This is a genomic window from Pseudoalteromonas piscicida (assembly GCF_000238315.3).
GTDB lineage: Bacteria > Pseudomonadota > Gammaproteobacteria > Enterobacterales > Alteromonadaceae > Pseudoalteromonas > Pseudoalteromonas piscicida.
Window position 1 is genome coordinate 4140145 of record NZ_CP011924.1, and the last position, 25600, is coordinate 4165744.

The 25600-nt window shown below is 43.9% G+C and carries 25 protein-coding genes and 1 pseudogene; 16 read left to right on the top strand and 10 right to left on the bottom strand.

Annotation, left to right across the window (positions count from 1 at the left end; genetic code table 11):
• Positions 1-8 precede the first annotated feature (8 nt).
• Positions 9-2312 (top strand): DNA topoisomerase IV subunit A, encoded by a 2304-nt coding sequence (gene parC, locus PPIS_RS18800; protein ID WP_010379058.1) that lies wholly within the window; start codon positions 9-11, stop codon positions 2310-2312.
• Positions 2313-2665: 353 nt separating this feature from the next.
• On the opposite strand, the gene PPIS_RS18805 is transcribed toward parC, so the two are convergent.
• Both PPIS_RS18805 and PPIS_RS18810 read right to left on the bottom strand, forming a co-directional pair.
• Positions 2666-3412: an IS110 family RNA-guided transposase gene (locus PPIS_RS18805; protein ID WP_276327930.1), complete on the bottom strand. Its 747-nt coding sequence runs from the start codon at positions 3410-3412 to the stop codon at positions 2666-2668.
• A 416-nt stretch (positions 3413-3828) separates the two neighbouring features.
• The gene (locus PPIS_RS18810) at positions 3829-4860 is read right to left on the bottom strand and encodes an IS110 family RNA-guided transposase (RefSeq protein ID WP_169922903.1); all 1032 of its coding nucleotides are present in this window, start codon (positions 4858-4860) and stop codon (positions 3829-3831) included.
• 362 nt (positions 4861-5222) lie between these two features.
• On the opposite strand from PPIS_RS18810, the pseudogene PPIS_RS18815 reads away from it, so the two are divergent.
• Positions 5223-5787 (top strand): annotated as a pseudogene (locus PPIS_RS18815) (phosphoribosyltransferase).
• Between the two features lie 58 nt (positions 5788-5845).
• On the opposite strand, the gene PPIS_RS18820 reads toward PPIS_RS18815, so the two are convergent.
• Positions 5846-6502 carry a Crp/Fnr family transcriptional regulator gene (locus PPIS_RS18820; RefSeq protein WP_010379204.1) on the bottom strand — a complete coding sequence of 219 codons (657 nt, stop codon included), beginning with the start codon at positions 6500-6502 and terminating at the stop codon, positions 5846-5848.
• 284 nt (positions 6503-6786) lie between these two features.
• Between PPIS_RS18820 and PPIS_RS18825 the strand changes: the two genes are divergently transcribed.
• Positions 6787-7005 carry a YgjV family protein gene (locus PPIS_RS18825; RefSeq protein WP_010379202.1) on the top strand — a complete coding sequence of 73 codons (219 nt, stop codon included), beginning with the start codon at positions 6787-6789 and terminating at the stop codon, positions 7003-7005.
• On the opposite strand, the gene PPIS_RS18830 is transcribed toward PPIS_RS18825, so the two are convergent.
• On the bottom strand, positions 6996-8636 hold the full coding sequence (locus PPIS_RS18830) for an amidohydrolase (RefSeq protein WP_010379199.1): 1641 nt from the start codon (positions 8634-8636) through the stop codon (positions 6996-6998). The two genes, PPIS_RS18825 and PPIS_RS18830, sit on opposite strands and share 10 nt — an antisense overlap.
• A gap of 108 nt (positions 8637-8744) precedes the next feature.
• Between PPIS_RS18830 and PPIS_RS18835 the strand changes: the two genes are divergently transcribed.
• Complete coding sequence (locus tag PPIS_RS18835) at positions 8745-9245, top strand: DUF1543 domain-containing protein (protein ID WP_010379197.1); 501 nt, start codon at positions 8745-8747, stop codon at positions 9243-9245.
• Between the two features lie 17 nt (positions 9246-9262).
• On the opposite strand, the gene PPIS_RS18840 is transcribed toward PPIS_RS18835, so the two are convergent.
• A complete protein-coding gene (locus tag PPIS_RS18840; protein ID WP_010379194.1) occupies positions 9263-9490 on the bottom strand; it encodes a hypothetical protein in 228 nt (75 codons plus the stop codon).
• 145 nt (positions 9491-9635) lie between these two features.
• Complete coding sequence (locus PPIS_RS18845) at positions 9636-9911, bottom strand: hypothetical protein (RefSeq protein WP_096040894.1); 276 nt, start codon at positions 9909-9911, stop codon at positions 9636-9638.
• A 108-nt stretch (positions 9912-10019) separates the two neighbouring features.
• Between PPIS_RS18845 and PPIS_RS18850 the strand changes: the two genes are divergently transcribed.
• Positions 10020-10520, top strand: a complete 501-nt coding sequence (locus PPIS_RS18850; RefSeq protein ID WP_010379197.1) for a DUF1543 domain-containing protein — start codon at positions 10020-10022, stop codon at positions 10518-10520.
• Positions 10521-10537: 17 nt separating this feature from the next.
• Here the strand turns inward: PPIS_RS18850 and PPIS_RS18855 are convergent, their stop codons facing one another.
• On the bottom strand, positions 10538-10765 hold the full coding sequence (locus PPIS_RS18855; RefSeq protein WP_010379194.1) for a hypothetical protein: 228 nt from the start codon (positions 10763-10765) through the stop codon (positions 10538-10540).
• Positions 10766-11175: 410 nt separating this feature from the next.
• On the opposite strand from PPIS_RS18855, the gene proB reads away from it, so the two are divergent.
• From proB to gltX, 4 genes are all read left to right on the top strand, one after another.
• Positions 11176-12315, top strand: coding sequence for a glutamate 5-kinase (proB, locus tag PPIS_RS18860; RefSeq protein WP_026345647.1), 1140 nt, complete (start codon positions 11176-11178; stop codon positions 12313-12315).
• Between the two features lie 71 nt (positions 12316-12386).
• The gene (locus tag PPIS_RS18865; protein WP_010379189.1) at positions 12387-13355 is read left to right on the top strand and encodes a GGDEF domain-containing protein; all 969 of its coding nucleotides are present in this window, start codon (positions 12387-12389) and stop codon (positions 13353-13355) included.
• 86 nt (positions 13356-13441) lie between these two features.
• Positions 13442-13807, top strand: coding sequence for a glutaredoxin family protein (locus PPIS_RS18870; RefSeq protein WP_026000901.1), 366 nt, complete (start codon positions 13442-13444; stop codon positions 13805-13807).
• 83 nt (positions 13808-13890) lie between these two features.
• Entirely contained in the window at positions 13891-15378 is a 1488-nt protein-coding gene (gene gltX, locus PPIS_RS18875; protein ID WP_010379184.1) for a glutamate--tRNA ligase, read from the top strand.
• 65 nt (positions 15379-15443) lie between these two features.
• Here the strand turns inward: gltX and PPIS_RS18880 are convergent, their stop codons facing one another.
• The 3 genes from PPIS_RS18880 to PPIS_RS18890 form a co-directional block, all read right to left on the bottom strand.
• Positions 15444-15881, bottom strand: a complete 438-nt coding sequence (locus PPIS_RS18880) for a MarR family winged helix-turn-helix transcriptional regulator (protein ID WP_010379182.1) — start codon at positions 15879-15881, stop codon at positions 15444-15446.
• Positions 15868-16356, bottom strand: a complete 489-nt coding sequence (locus PPIS_RS18885) for a glutathione peroxidase (protein WP_010379179.1) — start codon at positions 16354-16356, stop codon at positions 15868-15870. Before PPIS_RS18885 ends, PPIS_RS18880 begins: the two co-directional genes overlap by 14 nt.
• A gap of 75 nt (positions 16357-16431) precedes the next feature.
• A complete protein-coding gene (locus PPIS_RS18890; RefSeq protein WP_010379178.1) occupies positions 16432-17289 on the bottom strand; it encodes a transporter substrate-binding domain-containing protein in 858 nt (285 codons plus the stop codon).
• A gap of 173 nt (positions 17290-17462) precedes the next feature.
• On the opposite strand from PPIS_RS18890, the gene PPIS_RS18895 reads away from it, so the two are divergent.
• The 7 genes from PPIS_RS18895 to PPIS_RS18925 all read left to right on the top strand — a co-directional run bounded on the left by PPIS_RS18895 (position 17463) and on the right by PPIS_RS18925 (position 25178).
• A complete protein-coding gene (locus PPIS_RS18895; RefSeq protein WP_010379174.1) occupies positions 17463-18101 on the top strand; it encodes a cytochrome b/b6 domain-containing protein in 639 nt (212 codons plus the stop codon).
• Between the two features lie 177 nt (positions 18102-18278).
• The gene (locus tag PPIS_RS18900; protein ID WP_010379172.1) at positions 18279-18977 is read left to right on the top strand and encodes a DUF3581 family protein; all 699 of its coding nucleotides are present in this window, start codon (positions 18279-18281) and stop codon (positions 18975-18977) included.
• A gap of 131 nt (positions 18978-19108) precedes the next feature.
• The gene (locus PPIS_RS18905; RefSeq protein ID WP_010379170.1) at positions 19109-20059 is read left to right on the top strand and encodes a sensor domain-containing diguanylate cyclase; all 951 of its coding nucleotides are present in this window, start codon (positions 19109-19111) and stop codon (positions 20057-20059) included.
• Positions 20060-20343: 284 nt separating this feature from the next.
• Positions 20344-21933 (top strand): peptide chain release factor 3, encoded by a 1590-nt coding sequence (gene prfC, locus PPIS_RS18910; RefSeq protein ID WP_010379169.1) that lies wholly within the window; start codon positions 20344-20346, stop codon positions 21931-21933.
• Between the two features lie 24 nt (positions 21934-21957).
• Positions 21958-23700: an arginine--tRNA ligase gene (argS, locus tag PPIS_RS18915; RefSeq protein ID WP_010379167.1), complete on the top strand. Its 1743-nt coding sequence runs from the start codon at positions 21958-21960 to the stop codon at positions 23698-23700.
• A gap of 67 nt (positions 23701-23767) precedes the next feature.
• Positions 23768-24409: a pyridoxamine 5'-phosphate oxidase gene (gene pdxH / locus PPIS_RS18920; RefSeq protein WP_199539682.1), complete on the top strand. Its 642-nt coding sequence runs from the start codon at positions 23768-23770 to the stop codon at positions 24407-24409.
• Positions 24375-25178 (top strand): TatD family hydrolase, encoded by an 804-nt coding sequence (locus PPIS_RS18925; RefSeq protein WP_010379163.1) that lies wholly within the window; start codon positions 24375-24377, stop codon positions 25176-25178. Before pdxH ends, PPIS_RS18925 begins: the two co-directional genes overlap by 35 nt.
• The last annotated feature ends 422 nt before the right edge of the window (positions 25179-25600 follow it).

A 25600-nucleotide genomic window follows, 5' to 3' on the forward strand; every position in this document is an offset into this window, starting at 1 on the left:
GGTGTAACATGACAGATCCTCAAGCCTTGTCCTTGCAAGGCATTGAACAACTTCCTATGGGGCGTTTTACTGAAGACGCCTACCTGAACTACTCCATGTATGTGATCATGGATAGGGCGTTGCCGCATATTGGTGACGGCCTGAAGCCTGTACAACGTCGTATTGTATATGCGATGAGTGAGCTGGGCTTATCTGCTCAAGCAAAATACAAAAAATCTGCCCGTACCGTCGGTGACGTATTGGGTAAATATCACCCTCATGGCGACAGTGCTTGTTATGAGGCTATGGTACTCATGGCGCAGCCGTTTTCTTATCGCTATCCGCTGGTGGATGGCCAAGGTAACTGGGGTGCTGCGGATGATCCTAAATCATTTGCTGCGATGCGTTATACCGAGGCGCGTTTATCTAAGTTCTCAGAAGTACTGCTGAAAGAGCTTGGCCAAGGTACGGTCGATTGGACCGCTAACTTTGATGGCACCTTAGATGAGCCACAAGTGTTACCCGCGCGTTTACCACATATTTTGTTGAATGGGGTGACGGGTATTGCGGTGGGGATGGCAACCGATATTCCGCCGCATAACGTACGCGAAGTTGCTGAAGCTTGTTGTTTGTTATTGGATAAGCCTAAAACCGAACTAGAAGAAATTCTAGAATTGGTCAAAGCGCCAGACTATCCAACCGATGCGGAAATCATTACGCCGCAAGAAGAGATCAAAAAGCTTTACACCACAGGTCGTGGCTCAATCAAGATGCGTGCTGTGTACACCGAAGAGCAAGGCGAAGTGGTGATCACCGCGTTGCCGCACCAATGCTCGGGTGCCAAGGTGCTAGAGCAGATAGCAGCACAAATGACAGCGAAGAAACTCCCTATGGTGGCGGATTTACGTGACGAATCGGACCATGAAAATCCGACGCGTATCGTCATTGTACCGCGTTCAAATCGAGTTAAGGTCGAGCCATTAATGGCGCACCTATTTGCCACGACGGATCTTGAAAAGAACTACCGTGTTAACATCAATATGATTGGTTTAGACGGGCGTCCACAAGTTAAAGACTTGCGTCAGATTTTATCTGAGTGGTTAGTATTCCGTCGTGAAACGGTGCGTAGACGTTTGCAGTATCGTTTAGACAAAGTACTTGCGCGTTTGCATATTCTTGAAGGTTTGATGATTGCGTTTTTGAATATCGATGAAGTCATCGAAATCATTCGCAACGAAGATAAGCCAAAAGAAGAGTTAATTGCGCGTTTTGGTCTTTCAGATAAGCAGGCCGAAGCGATTCTAGACCTGAAATTACGCCACCTTGCAAAGCTTGAAGAAATGAAGATCCGTGGTGAGCAGGATGAGCTTGAAAAAGAGCGTGATGGACTGGAGAAAACCTTAGGCTCTGAGCGTCGTATGTCGACATTGATGAAAAAAGAAATCCAAGAAGCTGCTGAATTGTATGGCGATGATAGACGCTCACCGGTAGTTGAGCGTGGTGAAGCCAAAGCGCTTAGCGAAAAGGATTTGATCCCATCAGAGTCTGTAACTGTTGTGCTATCTGAGAAAGGCTGGGCGCGTTTTGCGAAGGGCCACGATATCGATGCCGAAGGACTAAGCTACCGCTCAGGTGACAGTTATAAAGCCTCGGCCAAAGGTAAGAGTAATCAGCCTGCGGTGTTCTTAGATACCTCAGGGCGAGCCTTTGCAACCGATGCGCATAGCTTACCTTCAGCTCGGAGTCAGGGCGAGCCGATGACGGGACGCTTTAACTTGGCGTCAGGATGTAACTTTGAACATGTGGTCATGGGCGAAGAGAAATCGACTTATCTGATGGCGACTGATGGTGGTTACGGCTTTATCAGTGACTTTGCGGATATGGTGAGCAAGAACAAAAATGGTAAAGCGTTCGTTAGCGTGCCAAAAGGTGCGCATTTGATGGCACCTATCCAGGTATTTGATGTTGCCACTGATATGTGTATGGCGATTTCGAGCGAAGGCAGAATGCTGATATTCCCGTTACGTGATCTACCTAAACTTGGTAAAGGTAAGGGGAATAAGATTATCTCTATCCCTAGCGCGAAGGTGCAAAGCCGTGAAGAGTTTGTCAAAGTATTAGCGGTAGTACCTGAAGGCGTTTCTGTTACCTTGCATGCAGGCAAGCGCAAGCTAACCTTAAAGCCAAGTGATTTAGAACACTATTACGGTGAGCGAGGACGCAGAGGTAATAAATTACCGCGCGGATTACAGCGTGTTGATAGCTATGATCTGGAGCACAATGGTGTCGAGACACCAGAAGGTAATGACGCCAGCGCAGATACCGAAGAATAACCGATACAGGCCGCCCACCGCGGCCTTATTTTTATCTGTTGAAAACCATCGCGAGGTGAACTCGCTTATATGGACTCCTCCAATTGTACAAGCCACTTTTAGCATTATTAGTGTGATTGCGTGCTTATATCCGGGCTCTTGATGAGGTGCTACCTCGGCCTCTTTGATGTATTCGCGCCCTTGTGCCTTCTCTCCCACGCGGTATTTGTATACACCTGCGGTTTAACAGGCTCTCAAGGGTGGGTCTCACCGCTTAATGCTCTATCTTGGCTTGTTCAATACTGGGGGTAATCTCAGTATGCTTTCTGCTTTTACGTTCTGTTTATCTTGATTTGTTCTTCTGTTACTCAGTGCTACGCCGCTAAGATTTTTGGCTCGTATGTTGAACCGTTTTTAAGTAAGGCATAGGCGGTTCTAACCGTTTTATTGGCCAATGCAATGGCAACACATTTCACGCTTTTCTTGGCGAGTAGGTTTTTTATCCAGCGTTCTTTCTCTGCGGTCGCTTCTTTATGTTTTAGCCTGCTGACTACCGTTCTTGCACCGAGAAACAGGTTTTTCCTTAATGTATTGCCTCGTCTTTTGGGGATATGACCTATCTTGGCTTTTCCGCCTGATGAGTGCTGGGTCGGTGTAACACCTGCACATGCCGCCGCTCCTCTGGCATCACTAAATTGTGAAGTATTGCCTAAAAATGATAACAGCTCTATCGCGGTAATTGGGCCAACGCCTTCTAATGCCATTAAACGCTGGCAACTGTCATTTTGCTTGGTTATCGCTTCAACTTGTTTATGTAGTTGTGCTTTAGCGGCACATTGTGTTTTATATAGCTCGTAACTCACCGCGAGTGCTTGTTTTAATGCGATAGGGAGCGCATTTTCAGCATCTTCTAAAATATCTGGAACCGCTTGTGTTAACGCTGCATCGCCTTGATTAATGACAACACCAAACTCTAATAGCAAGCCACGTATTTGATTTGAAAGCTGAGTCTTTTGTTTATCTACTAAGGTTCTCGCTTGGTTCAATGACTGCAACGTTTGCTCTTCAACCGTCATGATTTTACAGGGCTTCACGTTATTATATTTAACGGCTTTATTCAAGGGGATTGGACGGACACCGGACAGTTTGCGGACAATAGCTGAACGTAACTAAAACTGGCTGTTCGTGACTTACCGCAACATCAAATTTTAGTGGGAACCACAATTAAAAGATCGCGGGGTGAACCCGCTTATATGGACTCCTCCAATTGTACAAGCCACTTTTAGCATTATTAGTGTGATTGCGTGCTTATATCCGGGCTCTTGATGAGGTGCTACCTCGGCCTCTTTGATGTATTCGCGCCCTTGTGCCTTCTCTCCCACGCGGTATTTGTATACACCTGCGGTTTAACAGGCTCTCAAGGGTGGGTCTCACCGCTTAATGCTCTATCTTGGCTTGTTCAATACTGGGGGTAATCTCAGTATGCTTTCTGCTTTTACGTTCTGTTTATCTTGATTTGTTCTTCTGTTACTCAGTGCTACGCCGCTAAGATTTTTGGCTCGTATGTTGAACCGTTTTTAAGTAAGGCATAGGCGGTTCTAACCGTTTTATTGGCCAATGCAATGGCAACACATTTCACGCTTTTCTTGGCGAGTAGATTTTTTATCCAGCGTTCTTTCTCTGTGGTCGCTTCTTTATGTTTTAGCCTGCTGACTACCGTTCTTGCACCGAGAAACAGGTTTTTCCTTAATGTATTGCCTCGTCTTTTGGGGATATGACCTATCTTGGCTTTTCCGCCTGATGAGTGCTGGGTCGGTGTAACACCTGCACATGCCGCCGCTCCTCTGGCATCACTAAATTGTGAAGTATTGCCTAAAAATGATAACAGCTCTATCGCGGTAATTGGGCCAACGCCTTCTAATGCCATTAAACGCTGGCAACTGTCATTTTGCTTGGTTATCGCTTCAACTTGTTTATGTAGTTGTGCTTTAGCGGCACATTGTGTTTTATATAGCTCGTAACTCACCGCGAGTGCTTGTTTTAATGCGATAGGGAGCGCATTTTCAGCATCTTCTAAAATATCTGGAACCGCTTGTGTTAACGCTGCATCGCCTTGATTAATGACAACACCAAACTCTAATAGCAAGCCACGTATTTGATTTGAAAGCTGAGTCTTTTGTTTATCTACTAAGGTTCTCGCTTGGCTCAATGACTGCAACGTTTGCTCTTCAACTGTCATGATTTTACAGGGCTTCACGTTATATGCTTGGCTTGCACTGGCAATGGCGAGGACATCATTTGCATCAGTTTTTTGGCCTTGCCTAAACGCTTTAACAAATTTAGGGGGAAGCAACATGACATCGTGCCCCAGCGACAGCGCTTTGCGAGCAATGTGCTGGGCGCTACCACAAGCTTCCATCACGACCTTTGAACCCTCGGCTTTTGCTAGCAACTCAAGCATAGGTTCGCGTTTCATTGGCTTATTAAACTTGAGTTTATTGCCTTTCAGCTGCGCTACTTGGAAAATGTTTTTTGCCAAGTCGATAGCAATTAAATTAGACTGTGTCATGTATGGATTCCTTATTTGGTAAAAGTGTTTTGCAATATCTTTATACCGTACTCTCCCGTTAAGGGGGAGGAGTCCATACATCTCCCACCAATTAAATAATGCTACGCAGGTGTCTGTTCAACCATTGAACTTTGCGTAGGAGCCGGTTCACCCAGCGATCCTTAACTTTAGAATATGGCTCCTCAAATCAAAAAATGAAAATAAAAAGACACTATTATTGCAGCATTTTATTGCGCTTTACGTTAAAATATTCGGTTATACCAATCACACAAGTGCCTATGGCTTGCAAACAATTGTAATTGGTATCAATTGGCAGCGCTTGCTGCTTGTCACCATCACACGGGCTTCCTAACGGGGTATTTATGTCAGATAAGTGCTATATCACAGCGCAACAATTGCTAGAAGATTCATTTCGCTTAGCCGCTAAAGTTTATGAAGACGGGTTTAGACCTGACTTTATTATCGGTATTTGGCGTGGTGGTGCGCCTATTGGTATCGCAGTTCAAGAATACTACGATTACAAAGGTATAGAGACTGATCATATCGCAGTACGTACTTCTTCTTACTATGGCATTGGTAAGCAATCTAAAGAAATCAAAGTTCACGGTTTGCATTACATTGTTGAAAATGCAAACGCTGACGATTCATTGCTAATCGTTGATGACGTGTTTGATTCTGGGCGCAGTATTTTTGCGTTGAAAGAAAAGCTTGCAGAGCTAATGCGCCTGAATTTGCCTCGCGATATTCGTTGTGGCTTGCCCATACTACAAGCCAGCAAACAAAAAAGTACCAATGACACCAGATTACTTTATTCATGAGTCTGATGAGTGGTTGGTATTCCCTCACGAGCTGTCAGGTTTAACACCGGAAGAATTAGTGGAAGGAAAGTCTGACTTAGCAAATATTAAACACTTATTTGCAAAATAAGCTGATCAGTACTCAAGGGCGAGCAAGTACTCGCCCTAGTTATTCTAACCGCGAAAAATTAAGCTTGCGCGAAGCTATCAACAAAATCCTCAAGCGCGCCAACATCGACTGGCTTTAAACCTTCACTACTGCGTACTATCAAGCCCTTTTCTACCAATTCACTGACCACCCGACGATATGCACGCTCAGTGGTCGCAAATCTTTCGGCTTCAGCACTTACCGTTGAGTAGGCACGAAGTAATGTTGGGTTCGAATTCTCGGCACGCAATAAGCAGTCTTTAGCAATGTTGTAGCTAAGCGGCAACAGCAACTTGTCTAAGTTTATCTTTTGGTTTTCAGTAAACTTAGCGGCGATGGTTTGCGCGGTATATAGGCTCAGCTCCGGTTGCTCTAGCAGTAGTTTTCGCCAATACTTTAGCTCAATGGGGTGATAGGTTACATCGCTTAAGCAAGTAACGGTATAAATACAAGGCTGATGATTCAGCGCTTCGATTTCGCCAATTAGCGTGTTGTTACAGTCCAGCTGTCCGAGTAATAATCGACGACCGTTACCGACATCATAACTAAAAGACACAGTACCACTGGTCACCAATATGAGTTTACTCAATGGTTCATCTTTGTGGATCAAGACTTCTTTTTTGCTGTGCTGAAAACTATTACCAGCAAATGCGAGTAACTGTTCGACCAAATTGGTTGAAAAATGATATTGAAACATCTAGATGGCTCTTCGGACATATGTCCTATTTATTAAACTATAATGACGTTAGCATGAATTTTTCAGTTTTACGCTAACTCACACCGTTTAAGTAGTATCGGTTTTATCTCAGCGCTGTGGCGAAGAATTTAATAAACGATATTACCATTAAACCCCCACTTCCCGTGTTAGAGCTAATTTATTGGTGCTAATTTCTAGGGGCTTGTGGGTTAGCCTTTTTATTCTGCTCCATACGTAAATTCGAGCATAAACTATATGCTAACGCAACTTAGGGGAGAGGACAAATGAGTTGGGAATATTTAGGCTATTTAGCCTCTGCTTTTTTGGTCGTTTCTTTGATGATGAGCGATGTTGCTAAGTTGCGTTGGTTCAATTTAATGGGCTGTATTTGTTTTACCGCCTATGGCGCACTTATCCAGGCTTGGCCGGTGGCGTTAACTAATGGTCTACTGGCACTAGTTAACACCTACCACTTGGTTAAATTACAAAAAGATCAACGCTGATATTTAAGTTCACCTGCAATCCACGTCTGCTCGACTTTAATATCATCAATTTTATCTTCGCTTACGGTAAAGTAATCTTGGTCGATTAAGATAAAATCGGCCCACTTTCCCTGTTCTAAACTTCCCAGTTTATATTCTTGAAATGCAGCATAAGCAGCATCAACTGTGAATGCTTGTAGTGCTTGTTCTCTGGTTAGCTTTTCTGTTGGGCGCCAGCCATCTTTGGGTAAATCTTGATGGTCTTGTCTGGTGATAGCGGCATGCAGACCATGGAAAGGATTTGCAAGCTCCACTGGAAAGTCAGAACCCGCCGCCACTCTACTTCCTTGCTTTAAGAATGTTTGCCATGCGTAAGCGCCGCTAAGCTGTTTGTCGTCTAGGCGCTTTTCGGCCATATGCATATCAGATGTGGCATGAACAGGCTGCATTGATGGAATAATATCTAATGTCTTAAAGCGAGGGATATCATCCAGGTGGACAATTTGTGCGTGCTCAATGCGATTTCTGAGCAGTCTTCCACCTGCTTTTTTAAAAACGTGTTGATATGAGTCTAGCACGATGCGATTCGCTCTATCGCCAATGGCGTGCGTGTGCGCACTGTAGCCGCTGCGTATGGCTTGGGTGATCAATGCTTCAAGCGTCGCTTGGTTTTCGAGCATTAATCCTTTGTGACCTTTGCGGTCATGATAGTCGCGAATAAGTGCTGCCCCTCGGCTGCCAAGTGCACCATCAGCATAGATTTTTACACTACGAATAGAGAGTTGATCTCGTGTATCTTTGATCACTCCGGCGTCTAACATCTCTGCGAGTTTGGGCGAGCTTGCACTGAGCATAGCGTAGACGCGCAGAGGCATTGAGTGTTCCTTGGCGCGTGTTTGGTAGACCTGCCACGTAGTGTGGTCAATCCCAGCATCATGAGCTGAGGTAATGCCTAAACTCAGCAAGTGTTCTCCGGCTTTATTCAGCGCTTTGTTTACCTGTGCATCTGACTGAGCTGGGACATGAGTACGAATAAGGTCTTCTGCCTTGTCGATAAAAATCCCGCTCGGCATACCGCTATTCAGTGTAATGATTTCACCGCCTTCAGGCGTCTTTGTTGATTTGGAAATGTTGGCAAGAGCCATCGCTTTTGAGTTTACCCAAATAGCGTGACCATCTACTCGAATGAGCATGACGGGCTTATCTTTTACGTATGTGTCGAGATCGGCTGCGGTTGGGAATTGTCCGCCGGGCCATAAGGTTTGATCCCAGCCTCGACCTATTATCCATTCACCTTCATGGGCTTTTGCGTAGTGGCTAAGCCGTTTTCCTACTTCTGCAATGGTTTTGCTACCGCGCACGTCGAGTGTGAGTAAATTATTGCCAAGGCCAATGATGTGACCGTGCGCATCAATTAAACCGGGCAATAGGGTTTTTCCCTCACCATCAAACTTGGTTGCACTCGGATATTGAGTACTAAGATCTTTTGAACTTGTTTTTACGACTTTACCGTCTTTAATTACCAAAGAAGAAAAGCGCTCAATTTGCTGCGATTTAGTAGGCGTATAACCATTTACATTGTGAATTAAGGTTACTTGAGCTGTTGATGACAGGCTAAAGCTAGCCAAAAGCGCGAGGAATGTTTTTTTCATTATATTGTCCTTCACTGAGAGTGTTTATTCAGAATAATCATCTAACTCAATAAAGCCAAGTCTTTGAGTTGAGAGTATACTTGAGTTTTAAAGGAGTGGAGTGTCAAAGTGAAGTTGTTTGTTGTATACCTAGGCGGCCGTATTCAAGGTTGCCATATTGAAATACATGATGTGCGCTTTGTCGCGGCAAATACAATTGAAGAGGCTTATCCCAAATTAAAGCAGCAATGGGTTGGTGATAAAAACTCGGTGCATATGGATAGCTACACAATCATTGAACATGCCGATGGTTATGCCATTGAACTTACCGAAGAGCGTGTTGAGCAAGCTGATCATTTATACTTTGTGAACCTGGGAGGATATAAGCCAGATAGGTTAGCTGAGGCGCATGACTTTGGGCTGTTCGTTGCAACGAATGCGGATGAAGCAAAAGAGAAAGCAAAAGCGTTTTTGCTTAACGGCTTTAGCCATATTCATAAAGACGATTTACATGATGTAGATGACTGTTTTGCCATTGATTTATTTGATCAAAACTTAAATATCAAGCTCACCCACAGTGGCCAATCAACACCGCTTACCCCTTTGTGGTTTGGTTATCATCCTCTATAACCAATGTGAGGGATATCCTAGCCCTCACCCTCATTGTTTTCATCGTTATCTGCTTTTATGGCTATTTTGATAGCGACAATCACGACGGCAAACATTAAAAACGGCAGTGCAGCTAGAGAATACTCAACAATGTGGCTGTCTTTGTAGCTAGGTTGCAAAATAAAATGGCCGCCTACACACATTAAGATCACTACAAACAGCAAAGGTAGCATCATAATTTCTTTGTTCTTTTTGTGTTTTTTCATTTTGCACTCAGCTAATTATTCTTTCATTGAATGATGAACACTCTCTCACACGCGGTGCAAAAAAGCCTTGATCGAAATCAGTGCGGCGGATTATACCAATTCACTCTGAGTTAGAAATAAAATTCATGAGTTTATACCAATTGTATTAATTAAATGAGCTATTTGAAGCGGAGGAATAGTCAATTAAACCGGGCAATAGGGTTTTTCCCTCACCATCAAACTTGGTTGCACTCGGATATTGAGTACTAAGATCTTTTGAACTTGTTTTTACGACTTTACCGTCTTTAATTACCAAAGAAGAAAAGCGCTCAATTTGCTGCGATTTAGTAGGCGTATAACCATTTACATTGTGAATTAAGGTTACTTGAGCTGTTGATGACAGGCTAAAGCTAGCCAAAAGCGCGAGGAATGTTTTTTTCATTATATTGTCCTTCACTGAGAGTGTTTATTCAGAATAATCATCTAACTCAATAAAGCCAAGTCTTTGAGTTGAGAGTATACTTGAGTTTTAAAGGAGTGGAGTGTCAAAGTGAAGTTGTTTGTTGTATACCTAGGCGGCCGTATTCAAGGTTGCCATATTGAAATACATGATGTGCGCTTTGTCGCGGCAAATACAATTGAAGAGGCTTATCCCAAATTAAAGCAGCAATGGGTTGGTGATAAAAACTCGGTGCATATGGATAGCTACACAATCATTGAACATGCCGATGGTTATGCCATTGAACTTACCGAAGAGCGTGTTGAGCAAGCTGATCATTTATACTTTGTGAACCTGGGAGGATATAAGCCAGATAGGTTAGCTGAGGCGCATGACTTTGGGCTGTTCGTTGCAACGAATGCGGATGAAGCAAAAGAGAAAGCAAAAGCGTTTTTGCTTAACGGCTTTAGCCATATTCATAAAGACGATTTACATGATGTAGATGACTGTTTTGCCATTGATTTATTTGATCAAAACTTAAATATCAAGCTCACCCACAGTGGCCAATCAACACCGCTTACCCCTTTGTGGTTTGGTTATCATCCTCTATAACCAATGTGAGGGATATCCTAGCCCTCACCCTCATTGTTTTCATCGTTATCTGCTTTTATGGCTATTTTGATAGCGACAATCACGACGGCAAACATTAAAAACGGCAGTGCAGCTAGAGAATACTCAACAATGTGGCTGTCTTTGTAGCTAGGTTGCAAAATAAAATGGCCGCCTACACACATTAAGATCACTACAAACAGCAAAGGTAGCATCATAATTTCTTTGTTCTTTTTGTGTTTTTTCATTTTGCACTCAGCTAATTATTCTTTCATTGAATGATGAACACTCTCTCACACGCGGTGCAAAAAAGCCTTGATCGAAATCAGTGCGGCGGATTATACCAATTCACTCTGAGTTAGAAATAAAATTCATGAGTTTATACCAATTGTATTAATTAAATGAGCTATTTGAAGCGGAGGAATAGCTTTAGTAGCTCCGCTCTCGCGTCCTGCTACCGCCAAGGTACCTATATCCATATAGGCAAGGCAAAAATTTTGCTATTTAGTTGTTCTAAATGAGAAATTTTTAACGACGCTAATATGGTATTTCACCCTTCAAATTGGTTGGAGAGTTAATGCAATTGGTATTATTACTTGGGAGGGGGGAAGGTCCGTGGTATAACGAAGCTCTATCGCTGTATAAATCAACAAATACTATGACCAAAAACAATAAACAAACCATTGTTATCAAGCTCGGCACGAGTGTCTTAACTGCAGGCAGCCAGACCTTAAACAAGCCCAGACTTGTTGAGCTGGTAAGGCAGTGTGTAACGTTACGTCAGGCTGGTCATCAGGTCATTGTTGTCTCCAGCGGTGCTGTTGCTGCTGGGCGCGGTGTCTTACAGCAACAAATTGGTCATTCGCTAGCTGAAAAACAGATGTTAGCTGCGATTGGGCAAGGTCAATTAATCCATTTATGGCAGTCATTGTTTAGTATTTACGACGTCACTGTGGCGCAAATGCTACTGACACGAGCCGATCTTGAGCACCGCAAACGTTATCTAACTGCAAGGGATATGCTCACTAAGCTTCTAGAGCATCATGTCGTGCCTATCATCAACGAAAACGATGCAGTGGCAACGTCTGAAATCAAAGTTGGCGATAACGACAACCTCTCAGCCTACGTCGCAATTTTAGCAAATGCCGATAAATTGGTATTACTCACCGATCAGCATGGTCTTTTTACCGCAGATCCCAGAGCCAATCCAGATGCGCAGTTGATAGAGCAAGTAACACATATAAACGACGAACTTAGAGCACTAGCTGGTGGCAGTGGCACACAACTTGGAACGGGTGGTATGGCGACTAAGTTGCAAGCCGCCGACATCGCACAACGAGCAGGTGTTGATGTTGTGATAGCAAAAGGCAGTGAATACGACATTTTACCGCAAGTACTCACCCAAACCGCACCAAGCACGACGTTTTTGAAGTTTGACGCTCCGGTTGGAGGGCGCAAGCGCTGGTTGCTGTCAGGCCCTAAATCAACCGGTAAAATAATTTGTGATAGTGGCGCAATCAATGCGGTATGTAATCAAGGAGCAAGTTTACTAGCAAAAGGCATCGTGTCGATTGAAGGACAATTTAAACGTGGTGAGTTGGTTCAAGTGTTTTGCCAACAAGGCACGCTACAGGCACAAGGTTTAACTAGCTTAAGTAATCAAGAGCTTGGGTTGGTAATTGGCCGTCATAGTAGTGAATTTGCGCAGTGTCTTGGCTTTGAAAGTGCTGAGGAGATCATCCACCGTGATAATTTGGTGCTCTTGAATCAACATAGCCAACAAGAAGTATTAAATTAGCCTATAAATTACTGTAAATTCAGAGAGCTGTTCTACACTTATCAAGAGTCAATTTTATTGAGAGGCCTTGAATGTCGATTAGCTATTCACCCTGTGGTCACGAACTTACTTTAGAGCTCTTGGCGCAAAAGAGTGAACTGGTACTAATGCAGGCCCTTGAGCGGGTTATCTCCGATGTTTGTGGGGAAAGCTATGCATTCTATTTCAGTAAAAGTTTATCGGAAAAAGAAGTCCCAAAGTCTATATTTGTGAGCCATCGCGACTTTTGTGTTGTGGTGGGGCCGGTAGATGCTGTGGTAGATAAATTACAGCAGCGTCAAGATGACAAACATCTCATTCAATACCATGGCGATAGTGTTATCCCGTTTTATCATCAAGCTCAGCTCGTTGGTTTTTTATATATAGAAGGCCAAGTAAATCTCACCACTGCGACTTTAATGAAGCACTTACTCACTGTTTTTGCGCATCAAATGGCAACATTGCACTTTGCTCGTATCGATCCGCTTTCCGAGCTACTCAATCGCCAAACGTTTGATGAAAAAGTCATGGAAATAACCAATGGGGACGGGTTTACGGTATGTCGTGATGACAGTGAAGACCGCAAGTGGTATTTAGCGATGGTAGATATCGATCACTTTAAACAGGTAAACGACAATTTTGGTCATGTGATTGGCGATGAAGTGATCCTGTTGGTAGCGCAAAAGATCAAAGCTAACTTTAGAGCAGAAGACTATGTGTTTCGCTACGGCGGTGAAGAGTTTGCGGTGCTATTTCAAAGTCACAATGACGATTCTGCTGTAGTAGCACTTGAGCGCTTGAGAAGTACAATAGCTTCTAGCCGATTTCCGCAAGTAGAGCATGTTTCTGTCAGCCTAGGTTTTACCGAAGTGGTCGATACACTACAAGTTTCTGAGCAAGTTCATAAAGCCGATCTTGCGCTTTATCACTCAAAAGAAAATGGCAGAAACCAAGTCACAAACTACCTCGCTTTAGGGTTAGCTGAATCACAATACGCATGTGCAGAAATAGAGTTGTTTTAAGCTCCGCTTATATATAGCGCTTAAAGATTATGCTAAACTCCCCAACCTATTTTTTAGCGAATGTAGCAAAAGGTTTGGGAAACGTTATGCAATTTGTAAGATGGTTTTTAGGACGTCTGATTTTACTTTTTGATTTTATTTTTACCCCGCGCAGTAAAAAACGTGCCGCAGAACAACAGCAAAAGCTAGATGCTATGACGGCAAACTTAAAGTTATACCAATTTAAGGCATGTCCATTTTGCGTTAAAGTGCGCCGCGCTGCCAAGCGTGAAGGGCTTAAGCTCGAAACCCGTGATGCCAAAAATGATGAGCAATATCGCCAAGAGTTGCTAGAGCAGGGTGGTAAAGTGAAGGTGCCATGCTTGCGAATCGAAGAGCAAGGCGAAGTCACTTGGTTGTACGAATCCAATGACATTGTTGCTTATCTAGAAAAGCTGGAAAAAGCAGCTTAATTCACGCGCCTTACTATGCGCTAATCAGGCGCTATGCTAGCATAGCGCCATTAATCGACTAATCCATTTTTAAGAGAATTTTGATGACTATCCGTACTCGTGTCGCACCCTCTCCAACAGGTGATCCGCATTTAGGAACGGCTTATATTGCCTTATTCAACTATTGCTTTGCTAAGCAGCAAGGTGGTGAGTTTGTATTACGAATTGAAGATACCGATCAGGTACGTAGTACTATTGAATCTGAGCAAGCTATCATGGACAGCCTACGTTGGTTAGGTCTTGACTGGGATCACGGTCCGGATGTGGGTGGCGAGTTTGGTCCATACCGTCAATCAGAGCGTTCTGACTTATATAAAAAGTTTGCACAGCAGCTTGTAGATGATGGTAAAGCGTTTTACTGCTTTGCAACGGCTGAAGAGCTAGACCAAATGCGTGAAGAGCAGATGGCAGAGGGCTTACGTCCTAAATACGACGGCCGTGGCTTACGTCTATCTGAAGAACAAGTGAAGGCAAACCTTGAAGCAGGCAAGCCTTACGTTATTCGCATGAAAATCCCAGAAGAAGGCACGTTTAAGTTTAACGATTACCTACGTGGTGAAATTGAGATCCCATGGGAAAACGTAGACATGCAAGTTTTGTTGAAAGCCGACGGCTTCCCAACTTACTTCCTTGCAAACGTAGTAGATGATCATCACATGGAGATTAGCCATATCTTCCGTGGCGAAGAGTGGATCAACTCTGCGCCTAAACTACTAAAATTGTACGAAGACTTCGGCTGGGAAGCGCCTGTGCTTGGTCACTTACCGCTACTTCGTAACCCTGATAAATCTAAGCTGTCAAAGCGTAAAAACCCAACTTCAATTAACTACTACAAAGAAATGGGTTTCTTACCAGAAGCACTACTTAACTATTTAGGTCGTATGGGTTGGTCAATGCCGGATGAGCGTGAAAAGTTCACTTTGGCTGAGATGATTGAACACTTTGATATGAAGCGCGTATCACTTGGTGGACCTATCTTTGATATTGACAAGCTTAACTGGTTAAACGGTCTGTGGATCCGCGAAAACCTAACCGATGCAGAACTTATCCAGCGCTTTGTCGACTGGAAGTTTAACGGTGATATGTTGGCTCGCGTACTTCCTGAAGCCAAGGCACGTATTAACACGCTATCTGATTTGGTGGGGTTAGCAGGTCACTTTGTCGCGGGCTTACCTGAATACGATCCAGCGTTATTAACGGCTGGTAAAGCGGACGAAGAAGTGGTTCGTCAGGCACTGCAATTCTTTATTTGGGAATTAGAAAAGCTGCGTACGTGGAACAAGTCTGAGATCTTCTCTATTGCAAAGGCTGTGGCAACACATCATGAGTTAAAGATCAAAGAGTTCTTAGAGCCTATCTTTGTTGCTATTACAGGCAAAACCTCATCGACTTCAGTAGTCGATGCGATGGAAGTGTTAGGTTCAGACCTTTCTCGTGCGCGTTTAAGAGTAGCACTAGAGCATATTGGTGTATCTAAAAAGCAAGCGAAAAAGCTTGAAAAAGCATACCGTGAGTACCCGTCTATTGCATAATTGCGAGACCGTATTGCAAAAGCCGCTGATGTAGCGGCTTTTTTATTGTCTGAAATGTATCGTGTTTACCGCTTTCCTTGCGCCATCAACACATCAAGAGATTGCTTTAACAGTTGAATTTGCTCCATACTTAAGCCCGCTTTTGCCATCATTTGTGCTGGGATACAAGCGCATGATTGCTCGAGGATTTTACCTGCTTGAGTTAAGTGAATGAAGGTTTGTCGTTCATCATCAGGATTTTTGCTACGGGTAACGAGGCCACGCTCTGCTAAGCGCTTAAGGAGCGGTGTTAGGGTGTTGCTATTGAGTTCAGCTCGCTCGCCTATTTCTTTCACAAGCTGTCCGTCTTGCTCCCATAAAATCAATAACACTATGTATTGCGGATACGTGAGCCCAACCTCTTTGAGTAACGGCTGATAAAGTCGTGTAACCTGTCTTGATGCACTATATACCCGAAAACAGATCTGGTTATCGAGATTGAGCTGCGGATTAGATTGACTCATTTAGTAACTTTTCAATATCTTTGGCGATTTGTTCAGGCTTGGTGATTGGGGCATAGCGCTTAACGGGTTCACCCTGCTGATTAAACAAAAACTTAGTAAAGTTCCATTTGATTTTATTACCAAATAGCCCCGGAAGCGCAGACTTTAGGTATTGATACAGTGGGTGTGCTTTATCGCCATTAACCTCAATCTTTTCCATCATCTGAAAATCAACACCATAATTGATTAAGCAGCCTTCTTGAATTTGTTTTGCATCGCCGGGTTCTTGCTTACCAAACTGGTTACAGGGAAAGCCGATGATCACAAGTCCCTGATCCGCGTATTTTTGGTGTAGCTCTTGGAGCCCTTCATATTGTGGTGTTAATCCACACTCACTGGCCGTATTAACAATAAGCACAGCTTTGCCTTGTAAGTCGGTAAAGTGATATGCCTGACCTTGTAATGTGTTTGCTTCAAACTGATAGAGTGTCGTCATTTTTAGTCTTTTATGATTTAATCGTGTGCGATTTAATTTAGACTAAGTATGACCCTTGTGCAACCGCAGTTGAAATTATTTTGCAGGTGTATGTTGATATTTGACGCTTAGCATCGCAAGCCGCCTGGTGATCAATGCGTGATCTTGCTTGGGGAGATATTTTAAGTGTGTGGTTAAATAGGTACTAGTGGAATACAGCGCACGGATCATCTGGTTGGCCTTTTCGATAAATGCTTGTGTTTCTTGGGTATGGCTACAAGCAATATGGCCTTCGAGATGAGGGAGGTTATTCGCTATTGGTAAGGAACCCACTAGGTGTGCCTTGTCCTTTGGAAAGCTCTGCTGAAAAATAGCGGGGTAGGCTAATATAAAGTCGACTTTACCTGCACTAAACTGCTCCATAATGGTTTGTGCTGAGGTTTTATACGGTCTAATGACAACATTTTTGGGTTCAAGTAGCGCTAATGCGGAGTCAATGGTATTGCCATAAGATTTGCCAATCTCTTTGATGATGGTGGCTTGTGGATAGTAAGCCATTAAACTTGCAAGTGACTTCAGTTTACCGGTGGCATTCACAAGGCTGGCATCCATCGGGGTGTGTTGTTTGAAGTAGTATAATCTATGGCTTGGATATAGGTGGATGGGGATGGTAAACAAAAAGGCTTGCTGACGACTTGGGGTTTTTAGGCGAGACACCGCGCACACGGGCTCTTCACTTGCGAGCAATTGATTAAGTTTGGTTGGGGTGACAATGGTAAAATCAAAGTAATCTCGGCCAAACTGGTTTAACAGCAAGTTGTTGGTATCTGACTCTAAACTATGGGCTTGTTTGCTAAAAAGTCTTTGCTCATCGGCTGGTTCATTCGAGATCAGCAATATTTTTGCGTTGCAGTACGCACCAAACAACAGCAGCATTAGCAGTAAATATTTCATTATCGCTCCAATCCAGCAAAGCAAACACCAGTTTACTATAGAACATTGTGCTTAATTAGCATTTAAAACTCGGTGCCAAATCAAGATAAGCGGTTATTTAACCTTAACTCTTTGTGCTGAGTTTTATAACCTGTCATCATTGCAATGATTTTTACCTATGGGGCAAATAAACGATGACCAAAGTGTGGGATGGATTTATCCGCGGGTTTCACTGGCTGCTCGTAGCAGGACTAGTAACCTTATATATTACCGGTGAAGAAGGCATGATGGATCTTCACTTTGTTACTGGCTATTTATTGTTGGCACTGATGGCTGCGCGATTAATTTGGGGTGTCATTGGTAGCCAAACCGCTAAATTAAGTGCGTTATTTCATTCACCTAAAGCGATTTTATCGGCCATTAAATCAAAACAAAGCCATGTAGGACATAATCCTGCGGGAAGTTTGATGGTACTGCTGTTTTTTGTGCTGATCCTTATTCAGCTCGTTTCTGGCTTGATGACAACCGATGATATTTTGGTGGAAGGGCCGCTTGCACAATATGTATCTTACGACTTAGTTGAATTAGCTGGCGATATACATCACACCAATATTGAGCTGTTAATTGCGGCCATTGCACTACATATATTTGCGATTGTGGTGTATCGCTTAAAAGGTCAAAACCTAGTAAAGACGTTAGTAACTGGTAAGCAAGAAAATGCTGTGAGCACGCCTGTCATGAAATCGGGGGTTGTTGCATACCTTATCTTTATTGCGCTTTCTGCTTTGTTACTCTTTACTTGGGGCGCTGAGCCATTACAAGGGTTAATGTAACTCAACTCTGAACAGAATTTAGCGAGGCTATTGTTTTCAATAACCTCGCTAACCATTAGCATCAAATCCGGCCAATGTAATATTTGTTAACAGATTATCGTAACAGATATGACCTCTATTTCAGAAATTTCTGGTAACATGGCGCAGTTTTATCTTAGAGGTTAGAGAAAAGTAGCGATGTTAGAGCCGTATTATCAACAACAAGCAAATGAGATCACCATTACCAGAGAACAGGGGAGTTTATTTGCAAAAGGAGTCGCGGACGACTACAACCCATTGCACGACATCGATGCAAAGAAGTTTTGTGTACCGGGTGATCTACTTTTCTCCTTAGTGTTAAAGCACTATGGCTTAAGCGAGAATATGGAGTTTAGCTTTGTGGGCATGGTTGATGAAACAACAACGCTCACGTTGCCTGAAGGTGCAGCACAATTTGATATTACCGCAAATGATAAAGTGATGTTGTCTGTATCGCGCACTGGCGAAACCAGCACTTGCCCAACGCTCATCAATAGTTTGACGAGAAATTACGTTGAATTTTCAGGCACCACCTTTCCTCATGTGATCATCCCATTGATGGGTGAGCAAGAGGTAATGATAAACCCAGCAAGGCCAATGGTGATATACGAATCTATGTCTATTCATATGGATGATATCTCGGTAACGGAAGTAACATTGGAAGCGGCTAAACCTGAGTTTAGCTATGAAGGCAAACGTGGCAAAATCAACCTGCGTTTTAACTTACTGTCGAACGGCACTAAAGTCGGTTATGGTGAAAAGCACATGTTAGTTTCTGGGATCCGCGAGTATTGTCAGCAAACCGTTGATGATTTGATTGCCTATTACAACGATAGAAAAGTAGCATTAAAGCCGTAACCTCCCAATACACGCTGACGCACCAGTCAGCGTGTTGCCCACACCGTTTTCCTTTTAAACAATAATTCATCCACTCTTCAGCTGTCCGCTATACTGTTTAGATAAATGTAATTGAATTAAATGGTATTACCGTGCCGTACGCAGACTTGCTTAAACCAGAAGCCTCACAACAAACGTTATTAAAGTGGCAAAAAACAGTCGATTTGATGGCGAAGATTTTTTCGGCGCCTGCTGCGTTTGTGGTGCAAAAGAAAGAAGATGGCTTTGCAGTGATGATTGCAAGTGACCAAGAAGAAAACCCGTATCCTGCTGGTGGTTTTATACCGCAAGAAACCAATATCTTTTGTAAGCATGTTGTCGCTAATAACCGTAACCTATATGAGCAGCACGCTAGTGTAAATTATCAATGGGACGATAACCCTGAGGTTGCCAATGATGGCTTTGAGTCTTATTTGGGTGTACCTATCCATTGGCCCAATGGAAAGTCGTTTGGCACTTTGTGTGTGATGGACTTTAAACCCACGAATTACGGCGCTCCGTTGGTTGAATTTATAGAGCATTTGCGCGATATGCTAGAAGACGATTTGGTGATGATTGAGCGCTATAGCAAAATCAAAGCGATAGCGATGCAAGACCCGTTAACTGAAGTATTAAATCGTCGTGCGACTGAAATACTCGGTGAACATAAGCGTGATATTGCCTTAAAGCTGGGTGGTGCGCTTTACTGTGTCTTTCTTGATTTAGATGGTTTTAAACCAATAAATGACAGCTATGGCCATGAAGTTGGTGATCAGGTGTTACAAAGTTTGGCTGAAGCCTTGAAGGCCGCAAGCAGCGAAGATGATATTATCGGGCGCTATGGTGGTGATGAGTTTCTGGCTATTGTGCAGCGACATGATGAGAAAGCTGTCAACGACTTTATTTTTCAAAGTGAGGCTAATTTCTATCAAGCGTTAAAACAGAAAAAGCTCCCCAAGTGTGGATTTTCAGCGGGATTTGCCAAGTGTGAAAATAAGTTTGAAAGCATGGCTAGTTTATTTTCTCGGGCAGATAAACACATGTATCAGCAAAAACTGAGCTGAATGCTCGATGTGACCTAAAGCATATAGGCGACACAGTTCCTGACAAGGCATGCCTTTTGTGAACAATGGCGATTTTACGTAAAAAGCTGGACTAATAAACTAGCCATCACAGCTCACCTTTCATCAACTACCGCAATGGCTATATAACATCTGCTATTTAGCTGCGAAAATTACCGTCATCAAGTTGTTAAAATGGCCAAGATCGGAGAGAATATAGCAATCTTTGTTCGAATTTAGCGTGGCCGAGTTTTGGTTCGGTTGCCAATGCCATAAGTAGAATTTCAATGTCAAATATGAGTATTCCGCAGGAAGTGTCGCGCAGACGTACTTTCGCGATCATTTCACACCCGGATGCGGGTAAAACCACCATCACCGAAAAAGTACTTTTATTCGGAAAGGCGTTACAAAAAGCCGGTACGGTTAAAGGCCGTGGCTCAAACCAACACGCCAAATCTGACTGGATGGAAATGGAAAAAGAACGTGGTATCTCGGTAACCACCTCTGTGATGCAGTTTCCATACAATGATGCCTTGGTTAACCTACTAGATACTCCGGGACACGAAGACTTCTCTGAAGATACTTATCGTACGCTCACCGCTGTTGACTCGTGCTTGATGGTAATCGATGCGGCAAAAGGTGTAGAAGACCGTACCCGCAAACTGATGGAAGTAACGCGTTTACGTGACACGCCAATCGTTACCTTTATGAACAAATTGGACCGTGATATTCGTGACCCAATGGAGCTACTTGATGAAGTAGAAACTGAACTGAACATCATGTGTGCGCCGGTTACTTGGCCAATTGGCTGTGGTAAAGAATTTAAAGGTGTTTATCACATTCATCGTGATGAAACGATTCTGTACCAAACAGGTCAAGGTCATACGATCCAAGACAAACGCGTGATCAAAGGGCTAGATAACAGCGAGCTTGACGCTGCTGTGGGTGAAAGCTTGGCTGAGCAACTTCGTGAAGAGCTTGAGTTAGTAATGGGTGCCTCGCATGAGTTTGACCGTGAATTATTTCTAACTGGCGAATTAACCCCTGTATTCTTTGGTACGGCACTTGGTAACTTCGGTGTTGACCACATGCTTGACGGGTTAACTGAGTGGGCACCAACGCCACTGCCGCGTCAAACTGATGAGCGTGAAGTAAAAGCCGACGAAGAAAAGTTCTCTGGTTTCGTGTTTAAAATTCAAGCAAACATGGATCCAAAACACCGCGACCGTATCGCCTTTATGCGTATTGTATCTGGTAAATATAGCCAAGGCATGAAGATGAACCACGTGCGTCTTGGTAAACAAGTCAGTATTGCAGATGCGGTAACCTTTATGGCGGGTGACCGTGAGCGTGCTCAAGAAGCGTTCGCGGGTGATATTATCGGTCTACATAACCACGGTACTATTCAAATAGGTGATACCTTCACACAAGGTGAAACGCTTAAATTTAGTGGTATTCCAAACTTTGCACCTGAGCTATTCCGTCGCATTCGTCTAAGAGATCCACTTAAGCAAAAGCAGCTACTTAAAGGGCTGGTACAGCTTTCTGAAGAAGGTGCGGTACAGGTATTTAGACCACTTATCAATAACGACCTGATTGTAGGTGCGGTTGGGGTGCTGCAGTTTGATGTGGTTGTGGCACGCTTAAAGTCTGAATACAACGTAGATGCGATTTACGAGAGCGTAACGGTTCAAACTGCGCGCTGGGTAAGCTGTGATGACGAGAAGAAAATGGCTGAGTTCCGCCGCAAGTGTGAGCAAAACTTGGCGTTGGATGGTGGTGATAACCTAACTTACATCGCACCAAGCCGCGTAAACCTGAATCTATCTATGGAGCGTTACCCTGACGTGAAGTTCCATGAAACTCGTGAACACTAATCGCTGCGCATTAAAGGAAAACAGATGAACATCAAAAGTATTTTAATTGAAAAAGCCAATGCAGCGATGCAAGCGGCTGGTATCCCTGAAGGTACAAACCCAGCGGTAACACAAAGCACGCGTCCTCAGTTTGGTGATTACCAAATTAACGGTGCGATGGGGGCTGCTAAAGCACTAAAAACTAACCCAAGAGAGCTGGCGCAGAAGATCATCGACAACCTAGACGTTGCTGATCTTGCAGAAAAAACAGAAATCGCAGGCCCAGGTTTTATTAATATTCACCTCAAACCTGAGTTTTTAGCCGCAAGCCTAGAAGCGGCAAATACGGATGCCAAATTAGGTGTTGCTGAACATGCTACGCCTGACAAGGTTGTGGTCGACTTTTCTTCGCCAAACCTTGCTAAAGAGATGCACGTAGGTCATCTGCGCTCAACTATCATTGGTGATGCTGTTGTGCGTGCCCTTGAGTTCCGTGGTGACACTGTTATTCGCCAAAACCATATGGGCGACTGGGGTACCCAGTTTGGTATGTTGATAGCACACCTAGAAGATTTGCTGAACCAAGGTGTTGACCTTGAAAACGTCGCACTTGCGGATCTTGAAAGCTTTTATCGCGATGCCAAAAAGCGCTTTGATGACGAAGCCGGTTTTGCCGATAAAGCCCGTGATTACGTAGTAAAACTACAAGGTGGTGATGCGCATTGTCAGAAGCTATGGCAAATGTTTATCGACACCTCTGTTAAACACTCTGAAGAAGTATACGGCAAGCTAAACGTGACGCTTACGCGTGATGACATCATGGCAGAAAGTGCCTACAACGACCGTCTTGCCGGCGTAATTGAGCTGCTAAAAGAGAAAGGCATTGCGGTCGAAGATCAGGGCGCTCAAGTCGTATTCCTTGACGAATTGGCAAATAAAGACGGTGAACCTTCCGTATTTATCGTGCAAAAATCAGGTGGTGGTTTCTTATATTCGACGACTGATTTAGCAGCCTGTGATTACCGTTCAAATGAGCTAGATGTTGATCGTATCCTAATTTTTGTTGATGCGCGTCAGGGTTTACACTTCAACCAAGTTGAGATCACAGCACGTAAAGCGGGTCTTTTAAAAGACAAAACCAGCTACGAGCCAAGCCTGTTTGGTACTATGATGGGTAACGATGGCAAACCGTTTAAAACTCGTACTGGCGGCACGGTGAAGCTATCAGACTTACTTGACGAAGCAGTGAGCCGTGCGACAGAAAAGCTCGCTGACAGAGCCTCTGGCCTATCTGATGAAGCTCGCCAAGAAATCGCGCGTAAAGTGGGTATTGGTGCAGTGAAGTACGCCGATCTGTCAAAGCACAGAACCAGCGATTATATCTTTAACTGGGATACGATGCTGAGCTTTGAAGGGGCGACGGCGCCATATTTGCAGTACGCCTATACCCGTGTTCGTAGTATTTTCCGCAAGGCAAACATGGATAGCGCTAGCCTAACTGGTCGTATTCAAATTCAAGCACCACAGGAAAAGGCACTTGCGCTTAAACTGCTGCAACTGGAAGAAGTGCTTGATCTGATGATCAGCGAAGCAACGCCACACGTATTATGTAGTTATTTATATGAGCTCGCGAGCTTGTATATGACATTCTATGAAGCGTGCCCAATTTTGAAAGATGATGTAGCAGCAGACGTCCGTGAAAGTCGTCTCTTGTTATGTAATCTGGTTGCTAACTCACTGAAAACCGGTCTAGATTTGCTTGGTATCGAAGTGATGGAGCAAATGTAAGTTAGTTTTAACTTGCATTAAGGTATACTAGAAGCCGCTTTATAGCGGCTTTTTTGTAAAGGAAATAGTGATGAAACTTGAAGACATTCGCAGAGAATATACCAAAGACGGTTTACGTCGTGAGATGCTGAAAGACACACCCGTTGAGCAGTTTGAAACCTGGCTACAGCAGGCGATTGATGCCAAGTTTACCGACCCAACAGCGATGGTCGTCGCTACGGTTGATGAGCACGGTCAGCCGTCTCAACGCATTGTTTTACTCAAGCATGTAGACCAGCACGGTTTTGTCTTCTTTACCAATACCGGTTCACGCAAAGCGCAAGAACTAAAGCAAAACAACAAGATATGCTTGCACTTCCCGTGGCATGAAATTGAGCGTCAGGTTATCGTGTATGGTGAAGCAGTCCCGTTACCAACCAGTCGCGTTGCCAAGTATTTCTTATCACGACCAAAAGAAAGTCAGCTTGCAGCGTGGGCGTCTCAGCAATCGCGCCCCGTATCATCTCGTCAAGCCTTGATGCAAACCTTTAGTAGCATGAAAGACAAGTTCGCTAAAGGCGAAATTCCACTACCTGATTTTTGGGGCGGTTATTGCGTGGAGCCCACTAAAGTTGAGTTTTGGCAAGGTGGAGAGCACCGTCTTCACGATCGCTTTATGTATGTGAAGCAAGCCGATGGCAGTTGGGAAATTGAGCGGCTCAACCCATAAATTCGCCTTTATAGATAGTCACTGTCATCTCGATTTTGACGAGTTGGCAGATGACTTAGCTATGCATATCAAAACTGCCCACGGCGCTGGTGTTGAGCGTTTTGTGGTGCCTGGCGTTACCCTTAAGCAGTCTCTTGAGCTTGTTGAGTTTCAAGCACATCATCCAGAATGTGAAATCGCCGCGGGGTTACACCCTTATTTTATTGGCGAACATTGCGACGACGATATGGCTGCGTTGGTCGAGCATGTAATGCACAATCGTACCCAACTGTGTGCGATAGGAGAGTGTGGCATCGATACAACCTGCGATGCGCTTGAGCGGCAAATTGCACTGTTTGAAGCGCATATCGCACTGAGTAATCAGGTAAAGCTTCCGCTAATCGTCCATCACCGCAAAAGTCATCACCTAATTGCTGCCGCGTTTAAACGTGTTAAGCCACAGTATGGCGGGGTGATCCATGCTTTTTCAGGTTCAAAACAGCAGGCTGAATATTATATTGCTCAGGGTTTTAAACTCGGAGTAGGTGGCACAATCACCTATCCAAGAGGCGAAAAAACAGCGCAGGCAATATCACAGCTGCCGCTTGAAAGCCTAGTGTTGGAAACTGATGCGCCGTCGATGCCGTTACATGGTTATCAGGGGAAGCCGAATTCCCCTAAGCGAGTCGTCCAAGTATTTGACAGACTTTGTGAATATCGAAGCGAAACACCGAGCGAGCTTGCCGCAGCGCTTTATCGAAATACCACGCAGTTGTTTGGCTTAGGTTAAATTGATGATGTCGAGATAAATCTCGACCTACGCGTCAATATTACAAATGGGATATAAAACTATACTTACCAGAAATAAATAACCCATGTAGGAGCCGGTTCACCCAGCGATCTTGATGCTTTTACCGCGATATAAAACCATACCTACCAGCAATAGAAAAGTAGGTGTAGGAGCCAGTTCACCCGGCGATCTTGATGCTTTTACCGCGATATAAAACCATACCTATCAGCAATAGATAACCCGTGTAGGAGCCGGTTCACCCGGCGATCTTTACGCTTTTACCACGATATAAAACCATACCTATCAGCAATAGATAACCCGTGTAGGAGCCGGTTCACCCGGCGATCTTGATGCTTTTACTACGATATAAAACCATACCTACCAGCAATAGAAAAACAAGTGTAGGAGTCGGTTCACCCGGC

Excerpts from the sequence above, each read along its gene's own strand:
- PPIS_RS18825 (WP_010379202.1), top strand. The coding sequence starts at position 6,787 with ATGAGTTGGGAATATTTAGGCTATTTAGCCTCTGCTTTTTTGGTCGTT.
- parC (WP_010379058.1), top strand. The coding sequence starts at position 9 with ATGACAGATCCTCAAGCCTTGTCCTTGCAAGGCATTGAACAACTTCCT.
- PPIS_RS18885 (WP_010379179.1), bottom strand. The coding sequence starts at position 16,356 with ATGACGACACTCTATCAGTTTGAAGCAAACACATTACAAGGTCAGGCA.
- gltX (WP_010379184.1), top strand. The coding sequence starts at position 13,891 with ATGACTATCCGTACTCGTGTCGCACCCTCTCCAACAGGTGATCCGCAT.
- PPIS_RS18820 (WP_010379204.1), bottom strand. The coding sequence starts at position 6,502 with ATGTTTCAATATCATTTTTCAACCAATTTGGTCGAACAGTTACTCGCA.
- PPIS_RS18870 (WP_026000901.1), top strand. The coding sequence starts at position 13,442 with ATGCAATTTGTAAGATGGTTTTTAGGACGTCTGATTTTACTTTTTGAT.
- PPIS_RS18880 (WP_010379182.1), bottom strand. The coding sequence starts at position 15,881 with ATGAGTCAATCTAATCCGCAGCTCAATCTCGATAACCAGATCTGTTTT.
- proB (WP_026345647.1), top strand. The coding sequence starts at position 11,176 with ATGACCAAAAACAATAAACAAACCATTGTTATCAAGCTCGGCACGAGT.
- PPIS_RS18890 (WP_010379178.1), bottom strand. The coding sequence starts at position 17,289 with ATGAAATATTTACTGCTAATGCTGCTGTTGTTTGGTGCGTACTGCAAC.
- PPIS_RS18845 (WP_096040894.1), bottom strand. The coding sequence starts at position 9,911 with ATGAAAAAAACATTCCTCGCGCTTTTGGCTAGCTTTAGCCTGTCATCA.
- argS (WP_010379167.1), top strand. The coding sequence starts at position 21,958 with ATGAACATCAAAAGTATTTTAATTGAAAAAGCCAATGCAGCGATGCAA.
- PPIS_RS18830 (WP_010379199.1), bottom strand. The coding sequence starts at position 8,636 with ATGAAAAAAACATTCCTCGCGCTTTTGGCTAGCTTTAGCCTGTCATCA.
- PPIS_RS18865 (WP_010379189.1), top strand. The coding sequence starts at position 12,387 with ATGTCGATTAGCTATTCACCCTGTGGTCACGAACTTACTTTAGAGCTC.
- PPIS_RS18895 (WP_010379174.1), top strand. The coding sequence starts at position 17,463 with ATGACCAAAGTGTGGGATGGATTTATCCGCGGGTTTCACTGGCTGCTC.
- PPIS_RS18840 (WP_010379194.1), bottom strand. The coding sequence starts at position 9,490 with ATGAAAAAACACAAAAAGAACAAAGAAATTATGATGCTACCTTTGCTG.
- PPIS_RS18810 (WP_169922903.1), bottom strand. The coding sequence starts at position 4,860 with ATGACACAGTCTAATTTAATTGCTATCGACTTGGCAAAAAACATTTTC.
- PPIS_RS18900 (WP_010379172.1), top strand. The coding sequence starts at position 18,279 with ATGTTAGAGCCGTATTATCAACAACAAGCAAATGAGATCACCATTACC.
- PPIS_RS18925 (WP_010379163.1), top strand. The coding sequence starts at position 24,375 with ATGGCAGTTGGGAAATTGAGCGGCTCAACCCATAAATTCGCCTTTATA.
- prfC (WP_010379169.1), top strand. The coding sequence starts at position 20,344 with ATGTCAAATATGAGTATTCCGCAGGAAGTGTCGCGCAGACGTACTTTC.
- PPIS_RS18855 (WP_010379194.1), bottom strand. The coding sequence starts at position 10,765 with ATGAAAAAACACAAAAAGAACAAAGAAATTATGATGCTACCTTTGCTG.